This is a genomic window from Streptomyces sp. WAC 01529, assembly GCF_003945545.1.
Classification (GTDB): Bacteria; Actinomycetota; Actinomycetes; order Streptomycetales; family Streptomycetaceae; genus Streptomyces; species Streptomyces anatolicus.
The window spans coordinates 7,852,725-7,875,962 of the sequence record NZ_CP029617.1; the positions used below are offsets into that span (position 1 = coordinate 7,852,725).

A 23,238-nucleotide genomic window follows, 5' to 3' on the forward strand; every position below is an offset into this window, starting at 1 on the left:
CGGCTCCGGCCCCCCTTTTCCTCCCGTCACCCACTGGCACCTTCTGTCACCAACAGAAACGGAGTGCGTGTAAACATGCAGGACCGCTACCTCGTTGTCACAGGGCCGCCGTGGTCCCCGCCGAGTGTCTCGGCCGAGGACCTGGAAGGCCTGGCCGCCGCGCTCAACGCCTTGCAATCCCCGGCCGTCGCCGCCCTGAACGACCTCACGGCGGACATGGTGGAGCTCGCTTTCAACTCCCTGCGGCCCAAACACCGCCAGGAGTTGCTCACCAGTCTGGGCATCCGCATGTCGGCCCCTCGACGGGTGAGCAGTGCCCTGTGCCGGGACGTCCTCACCAGGCTGCGGCGCGAGTCGCGGCAGCACACCTGCACATGCGGGATCAGGGGACTCACGGTCACCGTGATGAACCAGGTGGGCGACTTCGTCCTGGCGCACGACGGGGAGCCGGTCCCCGACCCTGTTGCCCGGTGGGGCACCACGCTGGTCCGGGCCACCGTCTTCGCGTGGTGCAACGCTTCCGTCACCGACGCCCACATCCTTGCCTGGGCGGCGGACCAGGACTGGTTCGGGGCGACGGCCGACGACGAGGCGGCCCGGCTCGCCGCTGTCGCTGCCGCGGCGCGGCCTCTCGTGGAGGCGTACCCCGATTTCGTTCTTGGAGCGGCGGAAGACGACGGGCTGGCGCTCACTGAGGAGAGTGAACCAGGGGCCGCTGCCGTCGCCGACCGGCCGGGTGCCGGAGCCCCCGCACCACAGACCGCGGCAGCGGACATCGGTACTTCGCACGAGGAGACCGCTACCGCGTCCGACCTCACCAAGGCTGGGACAGCTCCCGAGGAGGCATGTCAGGAGCTGGAGTCCGCCCTGGCGGGGGCCCGCCAGGCCGCGGAGAAGGTCACCGACGCGGTCATGGACGGCCGCCCTCCGCAGGACGAGGACCTGGCTCGGCTCGCTGCGCTGAGCACTGCTTTCCACGACGTGGACGCGGTGTTCCGGGCCGCCGGCATCGGAGGGGTGCCTCGTCGTCTGGAGGACATCACGCGCGCTGCACACGCACATCGGACAGCGCGGGAGCGTGACCTCCAGGCGCGCGAGCCGCTGAGGGAACTGCTGGATGTCGCCTGCCGCCCGGACAGCTCCGCCGCTGCCGCGGCTGCCGCCGAGGCCGTGCGCGGTGCGGCTCGCCGCCTGCTGGACGTGCCGGTATGGGTGGAGCTGCAACACGAGGAGAGCGCCGCGCTCGCCGCCCTGGCCCGGCTCATCAGGCTGGGACGACAGGCGGATGCCGCCACGGAGATCCTGGCACTGCAGGGACAGGTCGTACGGGTCCTGCCCACGTGCGCCATGGCCGTGCTCATCGCTCCCGAGCTGACGCTGGACCAGCCGGTGGACGGTGAATCGTCCCCCGCCGGGACCGACGAGGCACACGGCACCGCCGAGCCCGCCGACGCCGAAACGACCGCAGAACACGAAACCGTGCAGTCGGCCCCATTGACTGAGGCGATCGCGCCCCAGCCCGCCGCCGAGCCGGAAGCCACGACGACCGCCGTGCCGGTCCACGCACCCAAGGCAGAGGCCGGGCCGGCCGCCGACAGCGACTCGGCACTCCCCACGTCCGCTGGCGCAGCCGTCCAGGCACCTGCCGCACCCACACTTTCTCCCGCCGATGACACGCCCGTCCGGGCAGCGGCCCCGGCGGCGGACGACGCCACCGATGAGGCCGCGGTCGAGGGAGTTCTGGCGCAGCTGGTCGTGGAGCGGCGCTTCGGACTCGCCCACCATGTGGCAAGGGCCGCCGGCCACCCCGAGCCCCAGGTGGCGGCGATCCGCCTGGCCGGTGCCGCCGCGCTGCTCACCTCTGGGGACAGCCAGACGGCCCGGATGACGGCGGACCTGCTGCAGGAGTACGGCGGATATGCGGGCCAGGACACCGAGGGCAGCGAACTCCTCCTGCTGCCCGCCCTGCTGCGTACCGCGCTGATCACCGGTGACCACGCTGCGGGCGCTCAGCTCAAGGCGCTGGTGCCGAGGCTCCCGGACCGGCTGGGGGAGGCGGCGACCGCCGTCGCCGACCGTGCCCTCAGCGGAGCCCTGCTGATCGCCTCGCCGTTGGTCGCCGATGTCTCCGAGACCGAGGCCCGGCTGCGGGAACTGCGCGATCAGAGCCGTGCCCTGCTCTCGCCGCAGCGGCTGCGGTTCGCACGGGCGACGGAGATCGCCAAACGCTGGCTCGCCCCCGACAACGGGATGCTCGGATCGCTGCTCACGACCGTCGTCGGCGACGACCGCGACGCGCTGCAGCAGGTGCGGGAGCAGGCTGATCGGCTGTCGAAACTGGCCGAGGTCAACAGCGAGATCGACCGCATGGACCGCAAGTACCGCTCGTCCAGCGGCAAGCCGCTCCAGGGCTCCGGGCGGCAGGACCTGGTGCATCTTGTGGAGCGGGCCGTCAGCCTGGTCAAGGAGTGGTGCCTGGCGGTCGACGGTACCCGCCGCGGCGACCGTTCCGACGGCAGCCGGGCGGTCAAGGAGATCTCCTCCCTGCGCCAGTCCCTGCTGGACGGCAGGGAAGTGGCGCTGGGCGAACTGAAGCGGTTGGCGCGGCGCCCGGACGCGCTCTCGGGCGCGACGGCCTGGGCGGCCCACGCCTCGATGGAGGAGCTGTTCGCTCTGCTGGCTGACGGCACCGTGACCACGCGTTCCGGCAGTCCCGTCGACCCAGCGCTCGTTCTGGACGCGGAGCTGCTGAAGGTGTGTGACACCCGTGACGAGCGGCCGTCGCCCGACGAACTGCTGACCGCGGTCCACCGGAACTGGCAGGAGGCTCTGGACGAGCGGCTCTCCCACGACGCGTTCACCGCGGCCCGCGACATCGTCGAGCTGGCCGGACGGGGTCTGTTGCCTGCCGCTGGGGCGGGGGAGTTCGTGCCGCCTGCGGAAGCCGAGATCGACGACAGGGAGACCACCCGGCGTGCGCAGCTACGGAAGGCACACGACGCACTCGTCGCCGAGCTGCACCGTGCGCAGGCCGACGGTGCCGTGACCGAGGACCAGGACCTGGGTCTTCAGGAGCTGCTCGCCGACGCCCACAACAGCCTCGACAGCGGTGACCGACACGACCTGCTGCACGTGCGGCGGGCGCTCGACACGGTACGGAGTGGCCTGCCGGCCTTCCGGAAGCAGGCGGCGGATCGAATCTGGGCTCGGCTCGACGCCTTGGACCCCTCCATGGAGGAGCGGGCCCAGGTCCTGCGGCGCCTGGAGACGAACGACCTGGCCACCGCTGCCGACCTCGTCTACTTCCTGGAGATCGGCGAGCCGGTTCCGGAGATCGAGGGTGGTGAGTCTCATCTGACCGAATTCTTCCCGGCCGTGCCCGACGGCCTGCCCGGAGGGATCGACCATGAGGTCGTCGAGCTGGTCCGGTCCGGTGGCAAGCATCCGATGGTCCCGGTCCTGGACTACGGCGGCCTGTCCACCGACGAGGCGGCGCTGGCGGCCGACGCCCTCGGCGAGTGGTGCGCGCTTGCCGCCACCGAACGCAAGGACCGGCTCCAGGTGGCTCCGACGCGACAGGTGCCGCCTCTCCTCAAGCTCCTCGGCTACGACGCCAAGAGCGCCAGGCCGCTCGACGACCGATCCCAGCACCGGCGGGAATACCGTCTCTTCGAAGCGACCGGCGTGGAGATCAACGGTAGAGCGAAAGCGCCCGCGTTCGGCTCGCAGATCAAGGAGCAGGGCGGCAACCTGCGGGTGATGATGGTCTGGGGCAGGCCGCCCGCCAAGGTCGTCATGAGCTGGGCGGAGCGCGACACCAGCGGAGCCAGCCTTCTCGTCGCCTACTTCGGCACGCTGAGCCGTGAGGCTCGAGTCGAACTCGCCGTCGGCTCCGACCGGTTGCAGCCGCTGCTCGTGGTGGACGATGCCGCCCTCGCTTATCTCGCGGCCTGCGGCAACCGCCAGGTCAGCGCCGCCACGCAGACCCTGCTGCCCTTCGCCGGCGTCAACCCGTACATCAGGGAGAAGCGCGGCCGGATCGGCGGCGAGATGTTCTACGGCCGCGACGCCGAACGCAAGAGCATCCTCGACCCGCGCGGCACGCAGGTCATCTACGGCGGCCGGGGCCTGGGCAAGTCGGCGCTGCTCGCCGACGCCGGGGAACTGTTCACGGAGCAGCGCCCGGGATATCACCAGACCGTGTACGTCAACCTCGACCAGGAGAACATCGGCAAGGGCAGCTCGCGCGGACCGGAGGCGCTGTGGAGCGTTCTCCTGAGAGAGCTGATCGTGGCACAGGTACTCGATGACCGGCCGCAGGGGCGCGGAAAGCGACAGGAGACCTCCGAGCGGGTGCGCGCCGGCATCAGGGTCTGGCTGGACGGGGACTCCCGTCGCCGACTGCTGATCCTGCTCGACGAGTGTGACCAGTTCTTTGAGGCCGACGCCCCGCGGTTCGACCAGACCAAGAAGCTCAAGGGCCTCGGGTCCGACACCAAGGACGCGGCAAAGGTCGTCTTCGCAGGACTTCACTCCGTGCAGCGCTTCTCTAAGCTCGCGAGCAACGGGCCGTTCGGCCACCTCGCTCAGACCCCGAAGGTGATCGGCCCGCTGGCTCCCCAGTCGGCTGCGGAACTGCTGGTCGAGCCGATGCGGGCGCTCGGGTTCGAGTTCAAGGACCTGGATCTCGTTAACCGTGTGCTTGGTTACTGCTCGTACCAGCCGTTCCTTCTGCAGATGTTCGGGCACCGGCTGGTCGAGCTGATGCACCGCAAGCGGACGCGGCGCGGCGCCGGGCAACCCCCTTACGAGGTGGAGGTGACCGACATCGAGATCGTGGAGTCGGACGCCGCGCTCCGGGACGGCATCTCGGCGGCCTTCAAAGACACACTGAGCCTCGACCACCGCTATGACGTGATCGCCAATGTGCTGGCATACCACACCCGCCATCACGGCCTGGAGGTGCGGCTGAGCGACACCGAGTTGCGCGAGGAGTGCGAGACGTACTGGCGCAAGGGGTTCGAACAGCTCGACACCGAGGGTTTCCGTGCCTACCTCTCCGAGATGGTGGGGCTCGGCATCCTCGCGCCCAACCACGACGGACTGGGCTGGCATCTGCGCGGCCCCAACGCCCTGCGCATGATCGGGACCTCGCACGAGGTGGAGGCACGTTTGCTTAGGGCCGAACAGGACTGTGAATTGCAGGAGAGCATCGTGCAGGAGGGCCGCCCCGAGCTCCCCGACGGGCGGCCGGCTCCGCTGACCAACACCCAGCTCGACGATCTCCTGGGCGAGCGGTCCAACCGGACCCGAGTCGTCATCGGCAGCACCGCCACCGGAGTCATCGACGTCGCCCGGACGTTGCGTACGATCGCCGGACCGATCGACGGCTGGACGTTGCCACCCGTGGGCAAGCCCAGCGTCTACAAACAGGAACTCTCTGGCGGACGCCCCCGAGAACGACGGGTCGTCATCAGCGACTTCGTCAACTACCGGGATCCGGTCCGGCCCGAGACCTGCCGCGAAGCCGTCGACCTGGCCGAGACGCTGCTGCCCGCCACTCCGGGGGTCACCCGCGCGGTCGTCATCGTCACCGGCCCCGCTCAGCTCACCCTGTGGCGCTCCCTGCTGACGGGAACCGAGCCCACCTCGGCCGCACCGGTGGTGCTGCGTAGGCACGACCACCGCAGCCTGCGCGGCTGGGCCCAGCGCATCAACATGTTCCACACGGAGGACCGCCTGGACCGTCTCCACGAACTGACCGGCGGCTGGCCGCTCTTGGTGGACCGGGCCCACCGCCTGCACGAGGAATTGGGCGACCCCGACGAGGTGTTGCGCCGTCTGGCCGACTTCCGCGCGGACCGGGCCCAGGCCCGCGCATTCGCCGAGGCGACCGGCGTGTACGCGGATCAGTTGCTGGCCGCCGGATACCGCGCCCTGACCGACGAGTTCATGGACGGCCTCTTCGATCTGGAAGGCGCAGTGACCGCCGTCGCGCTCAAGATCGATGATGAGGACGAGGCACGGTGGATCGTTGACTTCCTCGACGCCCTCCAGGTCTTCGATCGCGAGGACTCCCAGCTGCGCCTGGAACCGGTGCTCCGGGAGTGCGTGGCGCCCAACGGGTGACAGAGCCGCACGTGCATCGTGACCGGACATGACCGTGGCGATCGCGGGCATGCCGGTCGCCTTGAGTGCCAACTTGCATTTCTGCGGGTTTTGCCGATCGAGGAGTCTTAGCGCCTCATCAAGCCCGTCGAACAGGCGGGATTCCCACGGCGGCGATCCGGTATGAGGACGGCTCGGTCTGCGGGGGACGGATCAGTCGGTGGGTCTGTCCATCCTGACGTCCGTTTCCACCGTCTCTCCTTCCGGCGAGTTGTACGCAAGGATGCACAACCTCGCCCTCGCTGGATAGATCGGCGGGCCACACTGCGGCCAACCAGGTCCGAGGCGACTCGTAGATCATTTACGGGACAGCCCTTAGGCATGTCCAGCATGGCGCAAATCCTCCAGCCGAGAGACAGGAGAGGCACGGTTTCCCGAGAGCCAGGGCTGCGGGGCGATGAGCTGGCGCGTCCGTCCGGCGACAACCCCCGGCAGGGCCCCGAGGGCTTCGGGACTCCCAACTGGTGCATCGCTACCCCTACACCCCTCCTCGAACGCGGTGCTCGAAGACGACGTGAAGGAGATCGAAGGGGCGGGGATGAGCGCCCGCGAGTGGTGGCAGTGGAACGTGTTCGCGGTCGGGGGCCGCGTGCTGGGCCGCGGCTCGATTCACACGCGCACGCCGACTGTGGCAGACCTGCCCGGTAAGTTGGGAACGACATCCAAGGGTGCGGAGGTTATACATGCCTGAGTTGCTCAGTCGCGAAGAGGTACCCGTAGAAGTCGACTTCTACGGGTTCGCTCTACAGGACTTCGACGACGCGCAGGTGCCCTCTCTGTTCCCCGAAGGCTGGGAGCAGGGCCCTTACCTGACGTCGCTTCCCGGCCGTCTCGATTTCACCAGCGGCGGCCACACGCACACTGCCACGCTGGTGATCGAAGTGTGGGACACGGAGCCGTCGGCGCCATCTGGCAACTGGGAGGAATCCGCCCTCGGGGAGATTACTTGCACGTCTGGAAAGCTCGAAGCCCGAGGTGTAGCCGGCGGACCGATGCCGGAGCCGATCACTTTGTCAGAGAGCGGCGCGGGCATCTGGAAGGTCCGGGCGGTATCGAGTGGACGCGAAGAGGTGAAGACGAAGGCGCACCATGGAGTCCCTGAAGGGGTGGAGCGCTATGTCCTCCAGTTCTGGCCCAGAAGTTGACAACCTAAAGCGGGGGGAGTCCCGCACACGCCCCCGCTTCAGGCGTATCAGGACGTGATCTTCACCAGGAATCCGTCATCCGGACCGTCCAGTATTCGGTTCTTGTCGTAGTACTGACCAGCCAGGATGCCAGCCGCTCCGTTTGACGGGCCGGGAACCGGCTTCACGCTGAAGTTTTTCGGGTGCGCCCTGTGATCATATTTCGATTGAGCCGCGCCTTCGTACGTGGTGGCCATGGGGTATTCGTCGCACTCCTTTCCTCCTTCTGCGTAATCGGCTCCGTAGTATTTCTTGCAGTTATAGATGGCCTTATTTCGATTCTCCTTTCTGCGGGTATTGTCTGTGTAGAGGCGTGTCAGCGGTTCGGCTGCCTTGTCGCCTGGAACGTCTTTTCCGCTGTACGGAGGCTTGGTTGCACCTGGGTTGGTGAACGCCGTCTGTATGTGCTTGGCCACGTGCTTCTCCGGAGCGCTGTCCTTGGTGCTGTACTTCAGTGCCGTCGACACGCTGAACACCGCTGCTCCAGTTGCCCTGTTCGGGAGGTAATTAGCCTTGTCCCAACGTGGGGGCAACATGAACAAGTCGCCGCCATTGGGTACACCGATCAACCAGCCGGGCGGGGCCTCCAGTTTGATGTTCGGCTGGTACACAGCAAATACGCTGTCTGTAGAGCCGCTGGACCCCTGACCGATAGGCGCTGAGACTGTTTGCTTGAAACTGGGCGCAGCAATGAGCTGCGCCCATGTATTCTTCACAGGCATGGCTGTTCCGCCGAGCTTGTAGCGCACACCGGACGGCCAGCTCTTTGTGACTTTCGCCTTGAGGACGATGTTCAGGCCAGCGGCGTTCTGCGTACCAGTGGCCCAGAAACCGACGAAGTGATAAGTCACGGTCATCGTGCGGCTGTTCTTCGGGATGGTCCCGATGGCCAGCACGGTGAAGTGGCTTTTTCCCACCGGCTCCCTGTCGATGAACCATGTCTGACCGAACTCGCGGCCGGAGCACACGGAAAAACGCGACTTGATGTAGAACTGCTTGCTTCCCAAGCCTTCGAGACACTCCTCCTTGGTCATGGTGTGCGAGGGCTCCGGGAGCGTTATCGCCGATGGAGCTACGGGCTGCTTTTCCTCCTTCCGAGGCAGTGCTGATTCCTCGGGCGACCGATTCGCGCTGCGGCGTGCAGGGCCAACCGTCTCGTGCGGCACCATGCTCTGCGCCTCGTCGGCTGCACTCGTTTTGAGGTACCTGTCCCAAGCTCCGGGCTTCTTCAGCTCAGCGAGGTCCGGCGTTTTTGTTCCGATGGGCGCGCTCGTGGTGACGATCTCCGAGACAGGCTCACCTGCCTGCGCCGACTCGAGCGGCGTGACAAGGGTCGCCAATAACGTCGGAAGCAGCACCGCGGCTATACGTAGGCGCGATCTACGCGCACGCACTCTGTGCACGGTTCCCCCTTTTGATTGTGCCGAGTCCACGTCATATGGCATGGACACACCACAGATAACAGACGGTTCTGCCGAAAACGGCGAAGTGGGAAACAAGGTGGCGTGATGCCGCTCGAAACTGGCGAAAGATCGCCTTCCGGCCTGCCCGGTGTAGCCACGACGGCTCCCCGTGGCGGGATCGCCAGACAGCCCGCGCGCGGCTGGTCCTGAACGTCGGATGCGGCAGCGTTCAGATCTGGTCTGATCGACCCGGAGGAAGGCGATGAACAGTCGTACTGTGGGCGCTCCTGGCGAATTCGACCGTCGGGTGGACGACGTCGCGCGAAAGGGCCTCCGTGCCGGAGCAGTTCGGCGTCGGGCGGGGCGGCGGCTACATGGGCGGTGTCGTCCAGCAGCTGGTATCTCTCGACGGAGGCGACGAGTGTGGTCGCTGAAAGTGTCAATCATTTGGAGGGTGTCGTCGCGAGGTATCAGTTCGAGCTGTGCATCAGAATTCATGAGCCTTCGGAGCTATAAATGCATGCGGGCATCTGTGTCAAAGAGTGACAATTCCTATGGGGGGAGACGGTGTTGGACGATGAAGGACGTCCAGCGACCTTCCATAGGCCGCGTCCGCGGTTGAGGTGGGAGATGGCGTCGCTCTCCACCGATGTGAGGCCCAAGAGGGTTGCTGCGGCGTGGAGTGGGTCTGTCTTCCGGCGGTAGACAATGCGGGTCGAGCAGTCGGCGAGCAGACCCTCGGCGAGGGCTCGTCCGCGGGATCCGGTGTCGCCGGCGGTGAGCAGGTCCGACAGCCGGTGGATCACCATGAGGTTGGCGATGCCCAGGCCGCGGCTGAGCTTCCACTGGGACTGCATGCATGCGAGTAGTCCCGGGTGGCGTATCAGGTGCCAGGCTTCGCGTACGCGATCCAGCGCCGACCAACGTTCGGGTCGGAGAGCGCGGATTCCATCCAGGCTGACGCGCACGTCATCGCGAGGACGAGGGCGGTGTCGTGGCCGGATCCGCCCAGTCGTGACAGATCGATGGTGAGCATTGGGCTGCTGGGGTCGAACGCCACGGTGGAGGGGGCGTCGAACAGTCCGGCGAGGTCACCGTGCACCAGTCGCCGCATGGCGTGGGCCAGGTCGCGCGAGGCGTCGCCGAGGCGGCCGGACATCAGGCCACCCGCGGCATCGAGGTCGTCGGGGCTGTTGAGCATGGTGGCGATGTCGCCGAGCGGTGGGGTGCGGTCGGTGGCCGCAGCACGAGTGACCACGGCCTCCAGGGCGACGTCGAGTCCGGTGTGCTCCATCCGGCATCCCGCCCGAGTACGGTGCGGGCCAGGGAACCGAGCAGCAGCAGACGCCTCTTTTGCAAGGCGACCCTCAGCACCGCAACGCCCTGCATCATGGCGATGAAGCGGTGCCGTGTGGCTGGGGCGCCGTGGCGTATGGCCACCCGGATTGGGGCTTAGTCACCATTGAGGTTCACTGCCGCCGCTTCGGTTACGGCCCGGAGCACTACGAGGACTTTGCCACGGCCTGTGGGTACGACGTCACTACGCTGGCCGGTTATCCGACTCTGCGTGATCTCCGCGAATTGCGTATGGTCCCTACAAATGCGCGCAAAGTACACCACGCGCCGGAGAGCATCCACGAAGTTCTTCGCCGCGTATACGGCCTTGAGAACGAAGACTTGGGCATGCGCTGGGGCATTCTCTGACGAAGGCTCTGCACGTTTTCGGCGCTCCGTGCTCGCGGGAAGTCGCACCGGTTAGCTTCCCTGCCGAGCGGTAGCGGCAGGAAGTTCCTTGACTCCGCTGGGGTGGGGGTGGCGTTGTGCCAGCTCGTCGACGATGCTGCGGATCGCGGGGCGGTCTCGGACTTCGCCGGGGCTGGCTCGGTAGGCGTCCAGGAGGGAGCGGGCGGTCTGCTCTGGCCGTCCCCAGGCCCACAGGCGCGTGCCATGTCGGGCCCATGCGGGCCTTTCGTTCAGCCGTGGGGAATTGGGCGAGGCGGAGGTTCTTCCCGGCTTCCAGGGCGGCTCCCGCATCTCCGAGCGCCCAGTGCACGCCGACGGCGTACAAGTCCGCGGCGGCCGGGCTGATGGGGAACCGTCGGCCCGCTGGGGCGGCAGCCGGCAGCCGACGAGCGGCGCGGCGGGCTTCCTTGGTCATTGACAGGACTTCGGCGCGGTGGCCGCCCCGGGTAGCGATGTAAGCCAGGGTGCAGAGTCTGTGCATAGGTCGACACGGTCGCATCGGTGCGCAGGCCGGTCGACTCGACGGCAGAGGCGGCTGTCGTCATGAGGCGCTGGGCTTCGGCGCCGCGGTCCTGGTGGCGCAGGGCGATGGCCAACTCCTGGGCGGCGGCTGCGGACGCGAGCGGAGAACCGGCGACCTCCGCCCAGGTGCGGGCCCGGTCCGCGGTGAGCCGGGCCTGGCCGTAGGAGCCGAGCTTGGTTCCCGTCGCGAACTCGATCAGGCCAGGCTCTCTTCCCTCTACAGCCTGGCCGCTGCCGTGCTGGCATGTCCGTCAGCGATGAGGCCGGGCAGCACGGCGAGGAGGCGGGAGTGCGTGCCTTTGTCGTACAAGTCGCGGCGGCTGCCATCCGGCCACCCAGGGGGCCTTGCCCCGGTTGGGGCCGGTGTGTCGACTAGGGCCTCGTCGAGCCCCATCGTCAGGGCGACGGGTCCGGCGGCAGCCGTGGCGGTGAGCAGCGTACTGCGGCGCATCGGGTCCTCGGCGTGCGGACGGGCCGTCACTCTAGTTCGAACGGCGCCTTCGGGGCGGGTGGCGCCAGGAACGTCATCAGATCGGGCTGCGGGCGGGCGAAGCCGGTTCATCGTCGCCCGGTCAGGGTGGGGCAGGTCGGCGTCGGGCGGGCCGGGGGCCACCACGCGGGGCCGACCAGCGTGAGCGCTGAGAACACGGCCGGATGGTTGAGCACGGCCACCTGCGCGACCATCTCCCCGACGCCGATCCCCGCGAGGTGCGCGGACCGCCCGCCGAGCGCGCCCGCGAGGGCCGCCGCGTCGGCGGCGCGGTCGCGCAGGGTGTAGGTGGGTGCCTGCGGGTCCGCGCTGGTCGACTCCCGCTGTCGCGCAGGTCGTAGCGCACTACGCGGCGCCCGCGGGCGGCGAGGCGCTCGCACAGCGCGTCGGGCCAGGAAAGCATTCTCGTCCCGCCCGCGAGCAGGACGAGGGGTGCGTCGTCGTCACCGAACGACTCGATCCCGATGGCGATCCCATTGGCCTGGACCGTGGTCACAGTGGTCAACGGATCTCCGGGAGTACGTCGTCGTAGGACGACCGCGTCGCGTGGTCGAGGTCGCGCGGTCGAGGTCGCGCCGTCGAGGTCGGGCGCGGCAGCCACCCCAAGGATTCGCGCGATGCCTGGGCAGCCCCGATCCACTGCCCGACCTCATCGCCCATGCGCTGATCGCCCTCATGCTCACCGGCCCGGTGGAGGCCGACGACGGCGACCCCAGGCGCAGATTCGGGTGAATGGGTAGAATTCTGGCATGGGGAAGCGGCCTGTGGCGCCGACTGCGCCCGAACTCGTGCTGGAGACCGACACCGGCTCCACGGTGATGAGTCCGAGTCGGGACTATCACGTGGGCCGCGACCCGCTGAGCGACATCGTCATCGACGACGCCCGCGTCTCCTGGCATCACGCCGTCCTCCACGCCGAGCTCGATCACTGGACCATCGAGGACGAGCACAGCACCAACGGAACGTACGCCGACGGGCGGCGCGTCGAGGAGGGGGAAATCGGGCCGGGCAGCGTCATCCGCTTCGGCAGCGTCACCGACGGCCCGCGCGCGGTGGTCACCGGCCGCACTCCGCCCGAACCCCGCGCTCCCGAACGCCCCTCCTCCGTCAGCACGCCCTCGGCCACCGGCACCTTCCGGCAGCCGACGACCGTGCGCCCGCTGCCCACCCGCACCGTCCGCATCGGCCGCGCCGACGACAACGACGTGGTCATCGACGACCTCGTCGTCTCCCGCCGGCATGCCGAACTGAGGGTCCTTCCGAACGGTACGTACGAGATCGTCGACCTCGGCAGCCACAACGGCACCTACCTCAACGGCCAGCCGGTGGACCGCGCCCCTCTGGCGCCGGGGGACATCGTCGGCGTCGGCCACCGCGCGTACTGCCTCGTCGGCGACCAGCTGCAGGAGTACGTCGACACGGGCGAGGTGTCTCTCGACGTCCAGGGCCTGACGGTCACCGTCGACCGGGGCCGCAAGACACTCCTCGACCAGGTCTCGTTCCCCGTCGGCGAGAAGTGCCTGCTGGCCGTTGTCGGACCCAGCGGCGCGGGGAAGTCCACCCTGCTCAACGCCCTCACCGGGCTGCGCCCCGCGGACGGCGGCACCGTCCTCTACGACGGCCGCGACCTCTACCGCGACTACGCGGAGCTGCGCCAGCGCATCGGCCTCGTACCGCAGGACGACATCCTGCACGCCCAGCTGACCGTGCGCCGCGCCCTCGGCTACGCCGCCGAACTCCGCTTCCCCCAGGACACCGAGCGGGCGGAACGCCGGGCCAGAGTCGACGAGGTCATCCGCGAACTCGGTCTGGAACAACGCGCCGACCAGCCCATCCACAGCCTCTCCGGCGGCCAGCGCAAACGCGTGAGCGTCGCACTCGAACTGCTCACCAAGCCCTCGCTGCTCTTCCTCGACGAGCCCACGTCCGGGCTCGACCCCGGCATGGACCGCTCGGTGATGCACATGCTGCGCGGCCTCGCCGACGACGGCCGCACGGTCATCGTCGTCACGCACAGCGTGCTCAGCCTCGACGTGTGCGACCGGCTCCTAGTCCTCGCCGCGGGCGGGAAGATCGCCTATTACGGGCCGCCGCGGGACGCGCTGCCGTTCTTCGGCTTCCCGCAGTGGCCGGAGGCGTTCGAGGCCTTCGAAAGCGACCGCGACCGGGACTGGGCACGGGACTACCACCTCTCTCCGCTGCACCAGCGCTACATCGTCAACTCCTCCGCGCAGCCGTACCTGATGTCCCTCCCGCAGAACGGCACGGCCACGCCCGGCTCCTTCGCGCCGCCGCCGAAGCCGCAGAGCTGGGGATCCCAACTGCGCACGCTGGTGCGGCGGTACGCGGCCGCGCTCGGCGCGGACCGCACGTTCCTCGCCATCATGATCGCCCTGCCGTTCGTGATGGGTGCCATGGCCCGCGCGCTGGCCGGAAGCCGGCTCACGCAGGAGACGGCGATGAACGCGCTGCTCATCCTCTGCGTCGGCGCAGTCCTGACCGGTGCCGCCAACGCGGTGCGCGAACTGGTCAAGGAACGCGTCATCTACCGGCGGGAACGGGCGGTGGGTCTCTCCAGATCGGCGTATCTGATGTCCAAGGTCGTCGTCCTCGGCACGGTCACGGTGCTCCAGGCCGTCGTGCTGACCCTCGTCGCTCTCCTCGGCGTCGACCTCAACGCGCCCGGCGGCGAAGGGGTGTTGCTGCCACCGCTGGTGGAAGTCACTCTCGCGGTGGCCCTGCTGGCGTTCACCGCCATGATGCTGGGCCTGCTCGTATCGGCGCTGGTGCGCAAGGAAGAGGTGACGATGCCGCTGCTCGTGTTCCTCGCCATCGTCCAGGTGGTCTTCTGCGGCGCACTCCTCAAGCTGAACGGCGTGCCCGGCGTCGAACAACTGGCGTGGCTGGTGCCCTCGCGCTGGGCGCTGGGCGCCATGGCGGGCACCATCGGCCTAGGCAGGATCGTCCCGGGCGAACTGACCACCGACCCGCTGTTCCGGCACTCCGCGGGTGTCTGGCTGCTCAACATGGGGATGCTGGTGGTCCTGTCGGCCGTCTTCGGATACGTGGTCGCCAGGCTGCTGCGCCGCCATGAACCCGCCGTGATGCGGAAGTAGGAGCGCCGGCGATGACCCCCGCGGACTTCCGCCCCACCCATGTGGTTCCCCAGGACGGACTGCCCGCCTGGGAGGCACCCGACGTGGAGCGTCCGACGACCCCCCTCGACGCGCTGCTGCCCGTGCAGCTGGTCGACCGGCTCGGCGACTGGGGGCGGATCGTGTGCGCCAACGGCTGGTCGGCATGGGTCGACGGCCGGCTCCTGCTCGCCGTGCCGCGCGATCCACCGGGCGCGAGCGGCCCCCTGACCCGCACGGCGGACCCGCGTCCGCTGTTGACCAGGACCGAGGACGCCCTCGGCCGCTACCGGAGGGCGGTGGAGGAACTGGCGGGCGGCGGCGACGGGGAGTCCTTCCGGCGCGGGACGCACGGGCTGCGGGTGGGCGTGGTCGTGGAGGGCGAATCGTTGTGGCTCTACGACGCCGACCACGAGCGGTGGGTGTACTGCGACGGAACGCGGCTCAGTACGTACGCGGCGACGGAAGGGCCCGCCACCGACGGGCACGGCGATGACCACGAGGCCGCCGACCCCCCACGGGCAGCCGCCACCGGCCCCGGTGCTTCCCCTCCGCCTGACGAGGAACCGACCCGCCTCGTCCCCGCCGCGCAGGAACCGACCGACGGAACCGACGGTTCGACCGCCGGGATGGGGCCGGGGGAGACGCAGGTGGTGAATGAGGTGGCAGGGCCTGAGCCGACGCGGGTGGTGGGCGAGGCGGTAGGGCCTGAGCCGACGCGGGTGGTGGGCGAGGCGGTAGGGCCGGGGGAGACCCAGGTGGTCGATGAACTGCACACCCCTGAACCGCACACCCCGCACGGCGGACACCCCGCCCCGTTTCTCCCGCCCGAGAGGGACGAACCCGATCAGCCGCTCCGGCCCGGTGACGCCTGATGGCGGCCGCGCCGGGCGAGGGCGGCCCGAGCCCGCACTCCGGGCGGCCCTCCGAGCTGATCGGGCAGCGGATCGCGGACTACCGGGTCGAGGGCGAGATCGGCCGCGGTGGCATGGCCGTGGTCTACCGCGCCAGGGACCTGCGCCTCGACCGGACCGTCGCCCTCAAGCTGCTCGCCCCCGAACTCGCCCGCAACGACACCTTCCGGCGGCGCTTCACGCACGAGTCACGCGTCGCCGCCGCGATCGAACACCCGCACATCGTGCCCGTCTTTGAGGCCGGTGAGACGGACGGGGTGCTCTACATCGCCATGCGGTACGTCCCCGGGAGCGATCTGCGCCACCTGCTCGACCGCGGCGGCCCGCTCTCCGTCACGGCCGCGCTCCGCATCGCCACCCAGATCGCGTCCGCGCTCGACGCGGCGCACGACCACGGCCTGGTCCACCGGGACGTCAAGCCCGGCAACATTCTCATCGCCAAGGGCACGGACAGCGACCACCCCGAGCACGCCTACCTCACGGACTTCGGCCTTACGAAGAAGTCCTTGTCGCTGACCGGATTCACGACCGTGGGCCAGTTCGTCGGGACCCTCGACTACGTGGCGCCGGAGCAGATATCGGGCCGCCCGGTGGACGGCCGATGCGATGTCTACAGCCTCGCCTGCGTCGTGTACGAGACCATGGCGGGCCGGCCGCCGTTCCAGCGCGACGACGACTTCGCCCTCCTCTGGGCCCATCAGTACGACCAGCCGCCCCGGCTGACGGAGAAGCGGCCGGGTGTCGCCCCCGGCCTCGACGGGGTCCTCGCGAAGGCGCTGGCCAAGAGCCCGGAGGACCGGTACGGGTCGTGCCTGGAATTCGCCGCCACGATGCGGGCCGCGGCCATGGGCAGCAGTACGGACGCCCACCCCCCGACGCGGGTGGACCGCCGCGTCGAGCAGGCCCCGGCCCACCCGGGCGCGCCCCCCGACCCACCCCGCTGGGCCCAGCCGGTCTTCCGGCGGCTGCCCGAATAGAGCGGCCGGTCTCCCGACGGCCGACCGCACGGCCCGCGCCAGGTCAGGCCCCGGGCCGCACCTCGCCCCGCCGATGGACCCGCCGCGCCAGCACCCCGCCGAGGAACCCCGAGACCAGACCCCAGGCAACGGCCAGGAGCAGCGCCTTCCAGAGGTGCGGCCGCAGCTCCACGAGGCCGGACAGGCCCCCTCCGAGATCCCCGATGCCGAGGAGCGAAAGCCCGTAGTGGGCCGACACGCCCGCCATGAGACAGACGGCGAGCACGGTGAGCGCCACCGCCACCGCCATGTGCACGGCGTGCTGCCAGGCCCGCACCCGTGCCGGAGAGCGGGCCGCCATCAGGAACGCCGCCGTCGGCACCAGGACCGCCGCGACGACCAGCAGCCACCACACCCGCCCGTCGTACTCGGCGAGAGTCCGCAAACTGAGCCTGGAATCGGCCGGCGTACGCAGCACCTCGTCGAGGACCCGCGGCATGGGCAGCCCGAACGGCCCGTCGACCCGGCCCTCCCAGGACGCGCCGAGCCCCAGGGTGAAGGCGAGCCAGACGAGGTTGGGCAACCCGAGCAGCAGCACCGCGAACGTCTCGGCGGCATGGCCGCGGGTCGCCGCCACGACGAGGCCGGCGGCGAGCCCAAGGGCGGCGTACGACAGCAGCAGGAACACCATGGCGTACGCCGCGGGACGCACCGATTCCCGGAAGCGCAGCAGGCGGGCGGGGAGCGGGGCGCCGCGCGAGACGGACAGTGCCACGACGAGGACGCCCGCGAGCCACAGCAGTCCGAAGACGAGGGTCAGCGGCACGGCCGTCTTGAATCCGACCTCGGGCGAGGAGTCCAGCAGCTCGCCGATCTCCCCGGCGGGCCCGTCGCCGAGCGCGAGCGCGAAGCGGTGCCGGGCCAGCAGGCCGAGGCCGGTGAGCAGCAGCACCCACAGCACCGCGATCCGGGCGGCCCAGCCGGCGAGTTCCCGCACGTCGGCCACGGCCCGGTGCCGCAGCGGCCGGAGGAACCCGGTGGCGACCACCAGAGCGCCGACGAGGCTGACGGAGAGCGGGAGCACGGAGAGCCCCGCGTCCGTCTCGGCGATCATCCCTGCGTCGCCGGAGAGCCCGACGGAGCCGCCGACCGCCATCACGACGACGGCCGCGACGACACTCGGGAACGCCCCGCCGGGCAGGTCGGCGGCTCCCGCGGCCCACAGGCCGAGCCCGGCGACGACGGCCATGGCCGCCAAGGAGGCGAGCACGGCCGCAAGGGCATGGGGCCAGCCATGAGGGGCCCGTCGGCTCTGCTCCGTGCGTTGCGCCCCGGCCCGCCGCGGCGGTGTCTGCTCGCTCACGGTGCCACGCTAAGCAGCGGGGGACCGGTCCGCCTTTCGAGAGGGCCTTCGGGAGGGCTTACGGGAACGCCGGCCGGCGTCGGCTTGCGGGCCCCCGGACGTCGGGGCACACAATAGGCGCGTACCGGGATAAAAGGTACGTCGCCGATCCCCCTACACAGGGAAGTGTTCGTGAGCGTCGAACCGCCGTCGTCAGGACGCCCCACAGGACCCCCTTCGGGCCCGCTCTCGGGTCCTTCGCAGCCGAGCCCCTCGGGGCCGGGCGAGACCCAGGCGGGCGCGAGCCCCGCCGGCTCGACGCCGCCTCCGGGTGGCGCGCGGCCCTCGGGCCCGCCGAGCGGCGGCCCGCCGAGCGGTCCGGCCGGTGGCGGGGGCCGCGGCGGCGGGTCCGACGGCCCGGGCGGGGGCGGTCCCGGTGCCGGTCGCGGAGGAGGTCGCCCATGGTGGAAGTCGGCGCCGCGCGTCGCGGCGATCTCCGCCGCGGTGGTGGCCGCGGTGATCCTGGCCGTCGTCCTCACCCGCCCCGAGGGCTCGTCGGAGTCGGGCGGCGAGGTCCTCCTCCAGCCCGCGGGCAAGTCGGGGCCCGACCCCTTCACCCAGTCGACGGCCCGCGAGGGCTCCACGCCACCCTCCCCGAGCGGGCTGCCCAGCTCGTCCGCCTCGGCCAACGTGACGCGCGGCGTCGACGGCGCGGCGCCCGGTCTCTACGGCGGGACGCGGAAGGTCGGCAGCTGCGACGTGGAGAAGCAGGTCGGCGCGCTCCAGAAGGACACGGCGAAGAACAAGGCGTTCGCCTCCGTCCTCGACATCGAACCGTCCGGCGTTCCCCGCTACCTGCGCTCGCTCACGCCCGTGGACCTGCGGCTGGACACCCGCGTGACCAACCACGGCTACCGCGACGGCCGTGCCACCGGCTACCAGGCCGTGCTGCAGGCCGGCACCGCGGTACTGGTCGACGACCACGGTGTGCCGCGGGTGCGCTGTGCCTGCGGCAACCCGCTGCTGCCGCCCGTCGCGCAGAAGAGCACACCGCGGCAGACGGGCGACACGTGGCCCGGGTATCGGCCCTCGAACGTCGTGGTCGTGGCGCCCGCCACCCAGGTCGTGAACCAGTTCGTCGTGTACGACCCGGACAGCGGTGACTGGTTCACCCGGGGCAAGGGCGACACGGGCACCGGCGACAAGAAGACGAAGCCTCCGGCGACCAGGCCTCCCTCACGGCACCCGGACACCCCGTCCCCCGACGAGTCGACCTCGACGGCCAGTACGCCGCCGTGCGACGCGCGGTCCCCCGGGACGCCCCCGGCAAGCTCGTGCCCGCCCTCGTCGGTCCTGCCGCCCTCCTCGCCCGCCACGCAGCCGCCCTCCTCGGCCGAGGAAGAATCGCCCGCGTCCGAGCCCGCACTCCCGCCGTCGTCACCCGAGGCGGACGGGAGCCCGTGAGCGAGCGGAGGTCGCCGGGCCGGCGACGGCGGGACAGTACTCTCCTCGCATGACTGACAATGCGCTGCGTTCCGTCACCATCGAGCGGGCAGGCCCCGGCCGGTTCACCGCGACCAACTCCCGGGGGAGCACGCTGACCTTCGGCACCGGCGGGGATGCCGACTTCACGCCGGTCGAGTTGTTCCTCGCGGCGATCGGCGGTTGCAGCGCGGCCGACGTGGAGGTCGCCACGAGCCGTCACGAGGAACCGACCGCGTTCACCGTCACCGTGACCGGCACCAAGGTCGAGGACGAGGGCGGCAACCGGATGTCGGACCTCGGGGTCGCCTTCCACGTCACGTTCCCGGACGGCCCGTCGGGGGAGCGCGCCCGCACCATCCTGCCCCGGGCCGTGAAGACGTCGCACGACCGGCTGTGCACGGTCAGCCGCACGGTCGAGGCGGGCACCCCGGTCACCGTGACCGTCTCCGAGGGCACCGGCGACGCCTGACGCACCGTCAGGCGCGCAGCGCCTTCGCCGTGTGCTTGACGAAGGCCGCCGGGTACGTGGTCAGGCCGGCGTGTCCGCCGGGGAAGTGCGGCAGTTCCGTTCCGAGACGTTCGGCCAGGAACGCGGCCGTGCGGTAGGGGAGTTCGCCGCGGGAGTCCTCGCCGCCGACGAGCACGAGCCGATCGGCAGCGCCTCAAGTCGTCGACAACAACCGCATCAGCGACCTCGTCGGATACGACATCCTCCTCCTCGCGGACATCCTCCAGGACCTGCCGGACCGGAAGGGCACGGGCTACAACCAAGACCAGCTCGACCAGCTCCTGGATGCGACCGCGCTCCCCGAGCCGATCGAACTTCCCGCCGATGGCGCCGCGAGAACGCATGGGCCCAAGAGCCGACCGAGGACTGGCGGAAGGCCCTGGACTGGCTGAAGCGAAACTCCTTGCCGCCTTGATCCTCGGAGGATTCAGCACCTGAAAGGGTGATCGCGCGTACGACGGCCGGGTCGCTGAACAGGTACCACGCGATCAGGGCTAGATGATCGGTTTCGGCGCGTTGGCTCGAAACGAAACAGGTGTCGCGTGATCATCACCATCCTTGTAGCGGCCCTGGCCTTGATCGGCGGGCTGACCGCCCACTGGGTGCTGCGCCGCCGCTTGGAGGAAACGGAAACCCCCTCCCTGACGATCCGGGACTTCGTTCTACCCCTGCAGACCCTGACCGTGTTCGTCCTCGCCTTCGTGTTGGTGACCGCTTCCACGTCCAATGGCAAGGCGGACGAGGCGGCCCGAAAAGAGGCCGGCGTGGTGGACCACATCTTCGAGGTCGCCGATTACGCCCCCGCTTCGCAGCGCCAGCGGTTGCAGGCCGATGTCGTCTGCTATGCCCGTGCGGTACGCGCCTATGAATGGCCGGCCATGGCCGACGGCCGCGGCGCACAGCAACCCAGCACTTGGACCACTGACTTCCGTGCCGCCCTCAAGCAGATGGGCACTGATGCCTCCGCGTTCAACATGCTGGTCTCTGCCGACAAGGAACGCTCAGAGGCCCGCCAGACCCGCATCGCCGAGTCCACTCCGGCCATCCCCAGTGCCGTGTACTGGCTCACCCTCGCCGCCTTGGCCTTCCTGGTGGTCGCCCTAGCCCTGTGTCTCCCACGCAAGAACACCATGCTCGTCACCAGTGGCCTCATCGTCCTCACCGCCCTGCTCACGACTGTCCTGCTCGTCATTCGGGACGTGGAGCGGCCCTTCAGTGGCGCCATTCAGGTCTCTCCCACCGCCATCACCGGCGTCGTCGACGACATCACCGACGACTACACCACCGCCTATGGCGACGGCCGTCTGCCCTGCACCGACGAAGGCGTCAAGACGAAGGCCACGAGGGCAACAACCCCGCCGTGAGAAGCGTGCACTGTCGCAAAATGCTCGCAAGGGCTGGCGGGGGCGGCGGCCAGGAAACAGCCAGGGGGCGCGTGGTTGGTGGCGGTGTTCATGTGGTCGCTCTCCCGCGACACCTTCAGCAGGCTCTACGCACGAGCGTTCATCCTGAACGTGCAGGTCACGGGGGTGGGGTCGGCGATCGCGGCCAGGCCCGCTGCGCGCAGCCGACCGTTGCGGCGACTCCGGCGTCGGCCGAGAAGGGCCACTGGCCCGCGCGTCGCATGATCGTCGCCCCTGGGGGATGACGCCGTGGGCCACACGGTTAGGGTGTGGCGCCGTACTCGGCGGATCACTCTCCTGAACAGATGGGACCGGGCTCATGGACGCGGATCACGTGAGGCTGGTCGTCGCGGCGCAACGCGGTGACGAGCGGGCGCGCGAGGCGCTCGTCGCCGCATATCTGCCGTTGTTGTACAACATCGTCGGACGGGCGCTGAGCGGCCATGCCGACGTGGACGACGTGGTCCAGGAGACGCTGCTGCGCGCGGTACGCGACCTGCCCGCACTGCGGGCCCCGGAGAGCTTCCGTTCCTGGCTGGTGTCGATCACGCTCCGGCAGGTCAATACGTACTGGCAGCGGCAGCGCACACTCGCCGACCGGACCACCCTCATCGACGAGGCGCTTCCGTTACCGGACGCCGCCGCCCCTCTGGAGGACACGACGATCCTGCGGCTGCGCATGTCGGAGGAGCGCGGACAGGCGGTCGAAGCGAGCCTTTGGCTCGACCCGGAACACCGGGTGCTCCTTTCGCTGTGGTGGCAGGAGTGCGCCGGGCTGCTCAGCCGCCAGGACATCGCCGACGCGACAGGCCTCGGCGTCTCCCACACAGGGGTTCGTCTGCAACGCATGCGCGAGCAACTGGAACTGAGCCGGACGATCGTCGCCGCGCTGGCGGCCGACCCGCGCTGCCCTGGCCTGAGCGCGGCCCTCTCCGGCTGGGACGGCGCGCGTACGTCCGTGTGGCGCAAGCGGATCGCTCGGCACACGCGCGACTGCGCGACATGTACGGCGACGGCGGCCGAGCGGGTGCCGGCCGAGTTGCTCTTGTCCGGCCTCACGCCGCTGGCCGTGCCGGCGGCGCTCCTCGGGGCGCTGGTCGCGAAGGGCTTGCTGTCGGGTACGACGGTGACGACGGCAGCCGCCGCGAGCGCCACGGGCACGGCGACTGGGGGCGGCGCTCTGCTCGGCAAGCTCCACGCGGTGACCGCCCATCCGATCGCGGCCCTCGCCACTGGCGCGGTGCTCGTCACCGGGACCGCCACGTACGTCGCCTGGCCCGAACCGGAGCACCGGACGCCCGGTGTCGCCGCCGCGCCGACGGCCGGCACGACCACCCCGGCTCCCTCGGCCACCCCGGCTCCCTCAACCACCCCCACTCCGTCGACCACCCCGGCTCCGTCGGTCACGCCGTCACCGTCGGGTCCGGCCGTGGTCCCGCTGGGCGTACGGTCCCTCGAGTCCGTGGACCGGCCCGGCCAATTCCTCACGTACGACGGTGACTTCGCGACGCTCAGCAGCGGTGAGGCCGCCTTCACCGTCAGCAAGGGGCTCGCGGACAGCCGGTGTGTCACGTTCCGTGCGGCCGACGGCCGGTATCTGCGCCACCACTATCTGCGGCTGCGCCTGAGCGCCGACGACGGCAGCCGGTTGTTCCGGGAGGACGCCACCTTCTGCCCGCGCCCCGGGACGGTCGACGGATCGGTGACCCTGTACGCGCACAACTACCCGGGCTCCGCCCTGCGCCCCCGCGACGGATCGATCCGCCTCGACGGCTTCAACGGCACGCGTACCTTCACCGGCCAGGCATCTTTCGTCGTCCGCGCGCCGCTGACGTGAGCGCGGGGAACCGCTGACTTCATAACCGCGCCCCGCATTACGTTTTTCCGCTGCGAGATCCCTCACTGCGCGGGCGCGCACATTTTTCGTTACGCCGTCCCGCCTTCCCCGGCCTCCTCTTCAGGGGTGCCCCTTCACAGGCATCCCCC

At 69.9% G+C, this 23,238-nt stretch carries 14 protein-coding genes and 2 pseudogenes; 10 read left to right on the plus strand and 6 right to left on the minus strand.

Going from position 1 to position 23,238, the window contains the following annotated elements; translation table 11 throughout:
* The first annotated feature begins 75 nt into the window (after nt 1-75).
* The 3 genes from DMA15_RS34530 to DMA15_RS34540 all read left to right on the plus strand — a co-directional run bounded on the left by DMA15_RS34530 (nt 76) and on the right by DMA15_RS34540 (nt 7,313).
* Entirely contained in the window at nt 76-6,129 is a 6,054-nt protein-coding gene (locus tag DMA15_RS34530) for an ATP-binding protein (RefSeq protein WP_125516588.1), read from the plus strand.
* A 538-nt stretch (nt 6,130-6,667) separates the two neighbouring features.
* Nucleotides 6,668-6,859 (plus strand): hypothetical protein, encoded by a 192-nt coding sequence (locus DMA15_RS34535; protein ID WP_125516589.1) that lies wholly within the window; start codon nt 6,668-6,670, stop codon nt 6,857-6,859.
* Entirely contained in the window at nt 6,852-7,313 is a 462-nt protein-coding gene (locus tag DMA15_RS34540) for a hypothetical protein (protein WP_125516590.1), read from the plus strand. The genes DMA15_RS34535 and DMA15_RS34540 overlap by 8 nt, the downstream gene beginning before the upstream one ends.
* Nucleotides 7,314-7,360: 47 nt before the next feature.
* Here DMA15_RS34540 and DMA15_RS37785 read toward each other — a convergent pair whose 3' ends face one another.
* The 4 genes and pseudogenes from DMA15_RS37785 to DMA15_RS34555 form a co-directional block, all read right to left on the minus strand.
* Nucleotides 7,361-8,710 carry a hypothetical protein gene (locus DMA15_RS37785; protein WP_240660093.1) on the minus strand — a complete coding sequence of 450 codons (1,350 nt, stop codon included), beginning with the start codon at nt 8,708-8,710 and terminating at the stop codon, nt 7,361-7,363.
* 597 nt (nt 8,711-9,307) lie between these two features.
* A pseudogene (locus DMA15_RS34550) lies at nt 9,308-10,114 on the minus strand (ATP-binding protein); the annotation flags it as partial.
* Nucleotides 10,115-11,237: 1,123 nt separating this feature from the next.
* Nucleotides 11,238-11,471 (minus strand): hypothetical protein, encoded by a 234-nt coding sequence (locus DMA15_RS36885; RefSeq protein ID WP_164551649.1) that lies wholly within the window; start codon nt 11,469-11,471, stop codon nt 11,238-11,240.
* A 107-nt stretch (nt 11,472-11,578) separates the two neighbouring features.
* Nucleotides 11,579-11,890 (minus strand): hypothetical protein, encoded by a 312-nt coding sequence (locus DMA15_RS34555; RefSeq protein WP_240660094.1) that lies wholly within the window; start codon nt 11,888-11,890, stop codon nt 11,579-11,581.
* A 369-nt stretch (nt 11,891-12,259) separates the two neighbouring features.
* On the opposite strand from DMA15_RS34555, the gene DMA15_RS34560 reads away from it, so the two are divergent.
* Genes DMA15_RS34560 through DMA15_RS34570 form a run of 3 tightly spaced genes read left to right on the plus strand, consistent with a single transcriptional unit; the run spans nt 12,260 to nt 16,535 of the window.
* Entirely contained in the window at nt 12,260-14,626 is a 2,367-nt protein-coding gene (locus tag DMA15_RS34560; protein ID WP_125516591.1) for an FHA domain-containing protein, read from the plus strand.
* 11 nt (nt 14,627-14,637) lie between these two features.
* A complete protein-coding gene (locus DMA15_RS37790; protein ID WP_240660095.1) occupies nt 14,638-15,519 on the plus strand; it encodes a hypothetical protein in 882 nt (293 codons plus the stop codon).
* Nucleotides 15,519-16,535: a serine/threonine-protein kinase gene (locus DMA15_RS34570; RefSeq protein WP_125516592.1), complete on the plus strand. Its 1,017-nt coding sequence runs from the start codon at nt 15,519-15,521 to the stop codon at nt 16,533-16,535. Before DMA15_RS37790 ends, DMA15_RS34570 begins: the two co-directional genes overlap by 1 nt.
* 43 nt (nt 16,536-16,578) lie before the next feature.
* On the opposite strand, the gene DMA15_RS34575 is transcribed toward DMA15_RS34570, so the two are convergent.
* On the minus strand, nt 16,579-17,877 hold the full coding sequence (locus tag DMA15_RS34575; RefSeq protein ID WP_125516593.1) for a streptophobe family protein: 1,299 nt from the start codon (nt 17,875-17,877) through the stop codon (nt 16,579-16,581).
* A 171-nt stretch (nt 17,878-18,048) separates the two neighbouring features.
* Here DMA15_RS34575 and DMA15_RS34580 point away from each other — a divergent pair, with 171 nt between their 5' ends.
* Nucleotides 18,049-19,320, plus strand: a complete 1,272-nt coding sequence (locus tag DMA15_RS34580; protein WP_125516594.1) for a DUF6777 domain-containing protein — start codon at nt 18,049-18,051, stop codon at nt 19,318-19,320.
* Nucleotides 19,321-19,369: 49 nt separating this feature from the next.
* Nucleotides 19,370-19,810: an OsmC family protein gene (locus tag DMA15_RS34585; RefSeq protein WP_125516595.1), complete on the plus strand. Its 441-nt coding sequence runs from the start codon at nt 19,370-19,372 to the stop codon at nt 19,808-19,810.
* 7 nt (nt 19,811-19,817) lie between these two features.
* On the opposite strand, the pseudogene DMA15_RS34590 reads toward DMA15_RS34585, so the two are convergent.
* A pseudogene (locus DMA15_RS34590) lies at nt 19,818-19,997 on the minus strand (alpha/beta hydrolase); the annotation flags it as partial.
* Nucleotides 19,998-20,391: 394 nt separating this feature from the next.
* Between DMA15_RS34590 and DMA15_RS34595 the strand changes: the two are divergent.
* Nucleotides 20,392-21,213 (plus strand): DUF4239 domain-containing protein, encoded by an 822-nt coding sequence (locus tag DMA15_RS34595; RefSeq protein ID WP_125516596.1) that lies wholly within the window; start codon nt 20,392-20,394, stop codon nt 21,211-21,213.
* A 358-nt stretch (nt 21,214-21,571) separates the two neighbouring features.
* Nucleotides 21,572-23,089 carry a sigma-70 family RNA polymerase sigma factor gene (locus DMA15_RS34600; RefSeq protein WP_125516597.1) on the plus strand — a complete coding sequence of 506 codons (1,518 nt, stop codon included), beginning with the start codon at nt 21,572-21,574 and terminating at the stop codon, nt 23,087-23,089.
* Nucleotides 23,090-23,238: the final 149 nt, after the last annotated feature.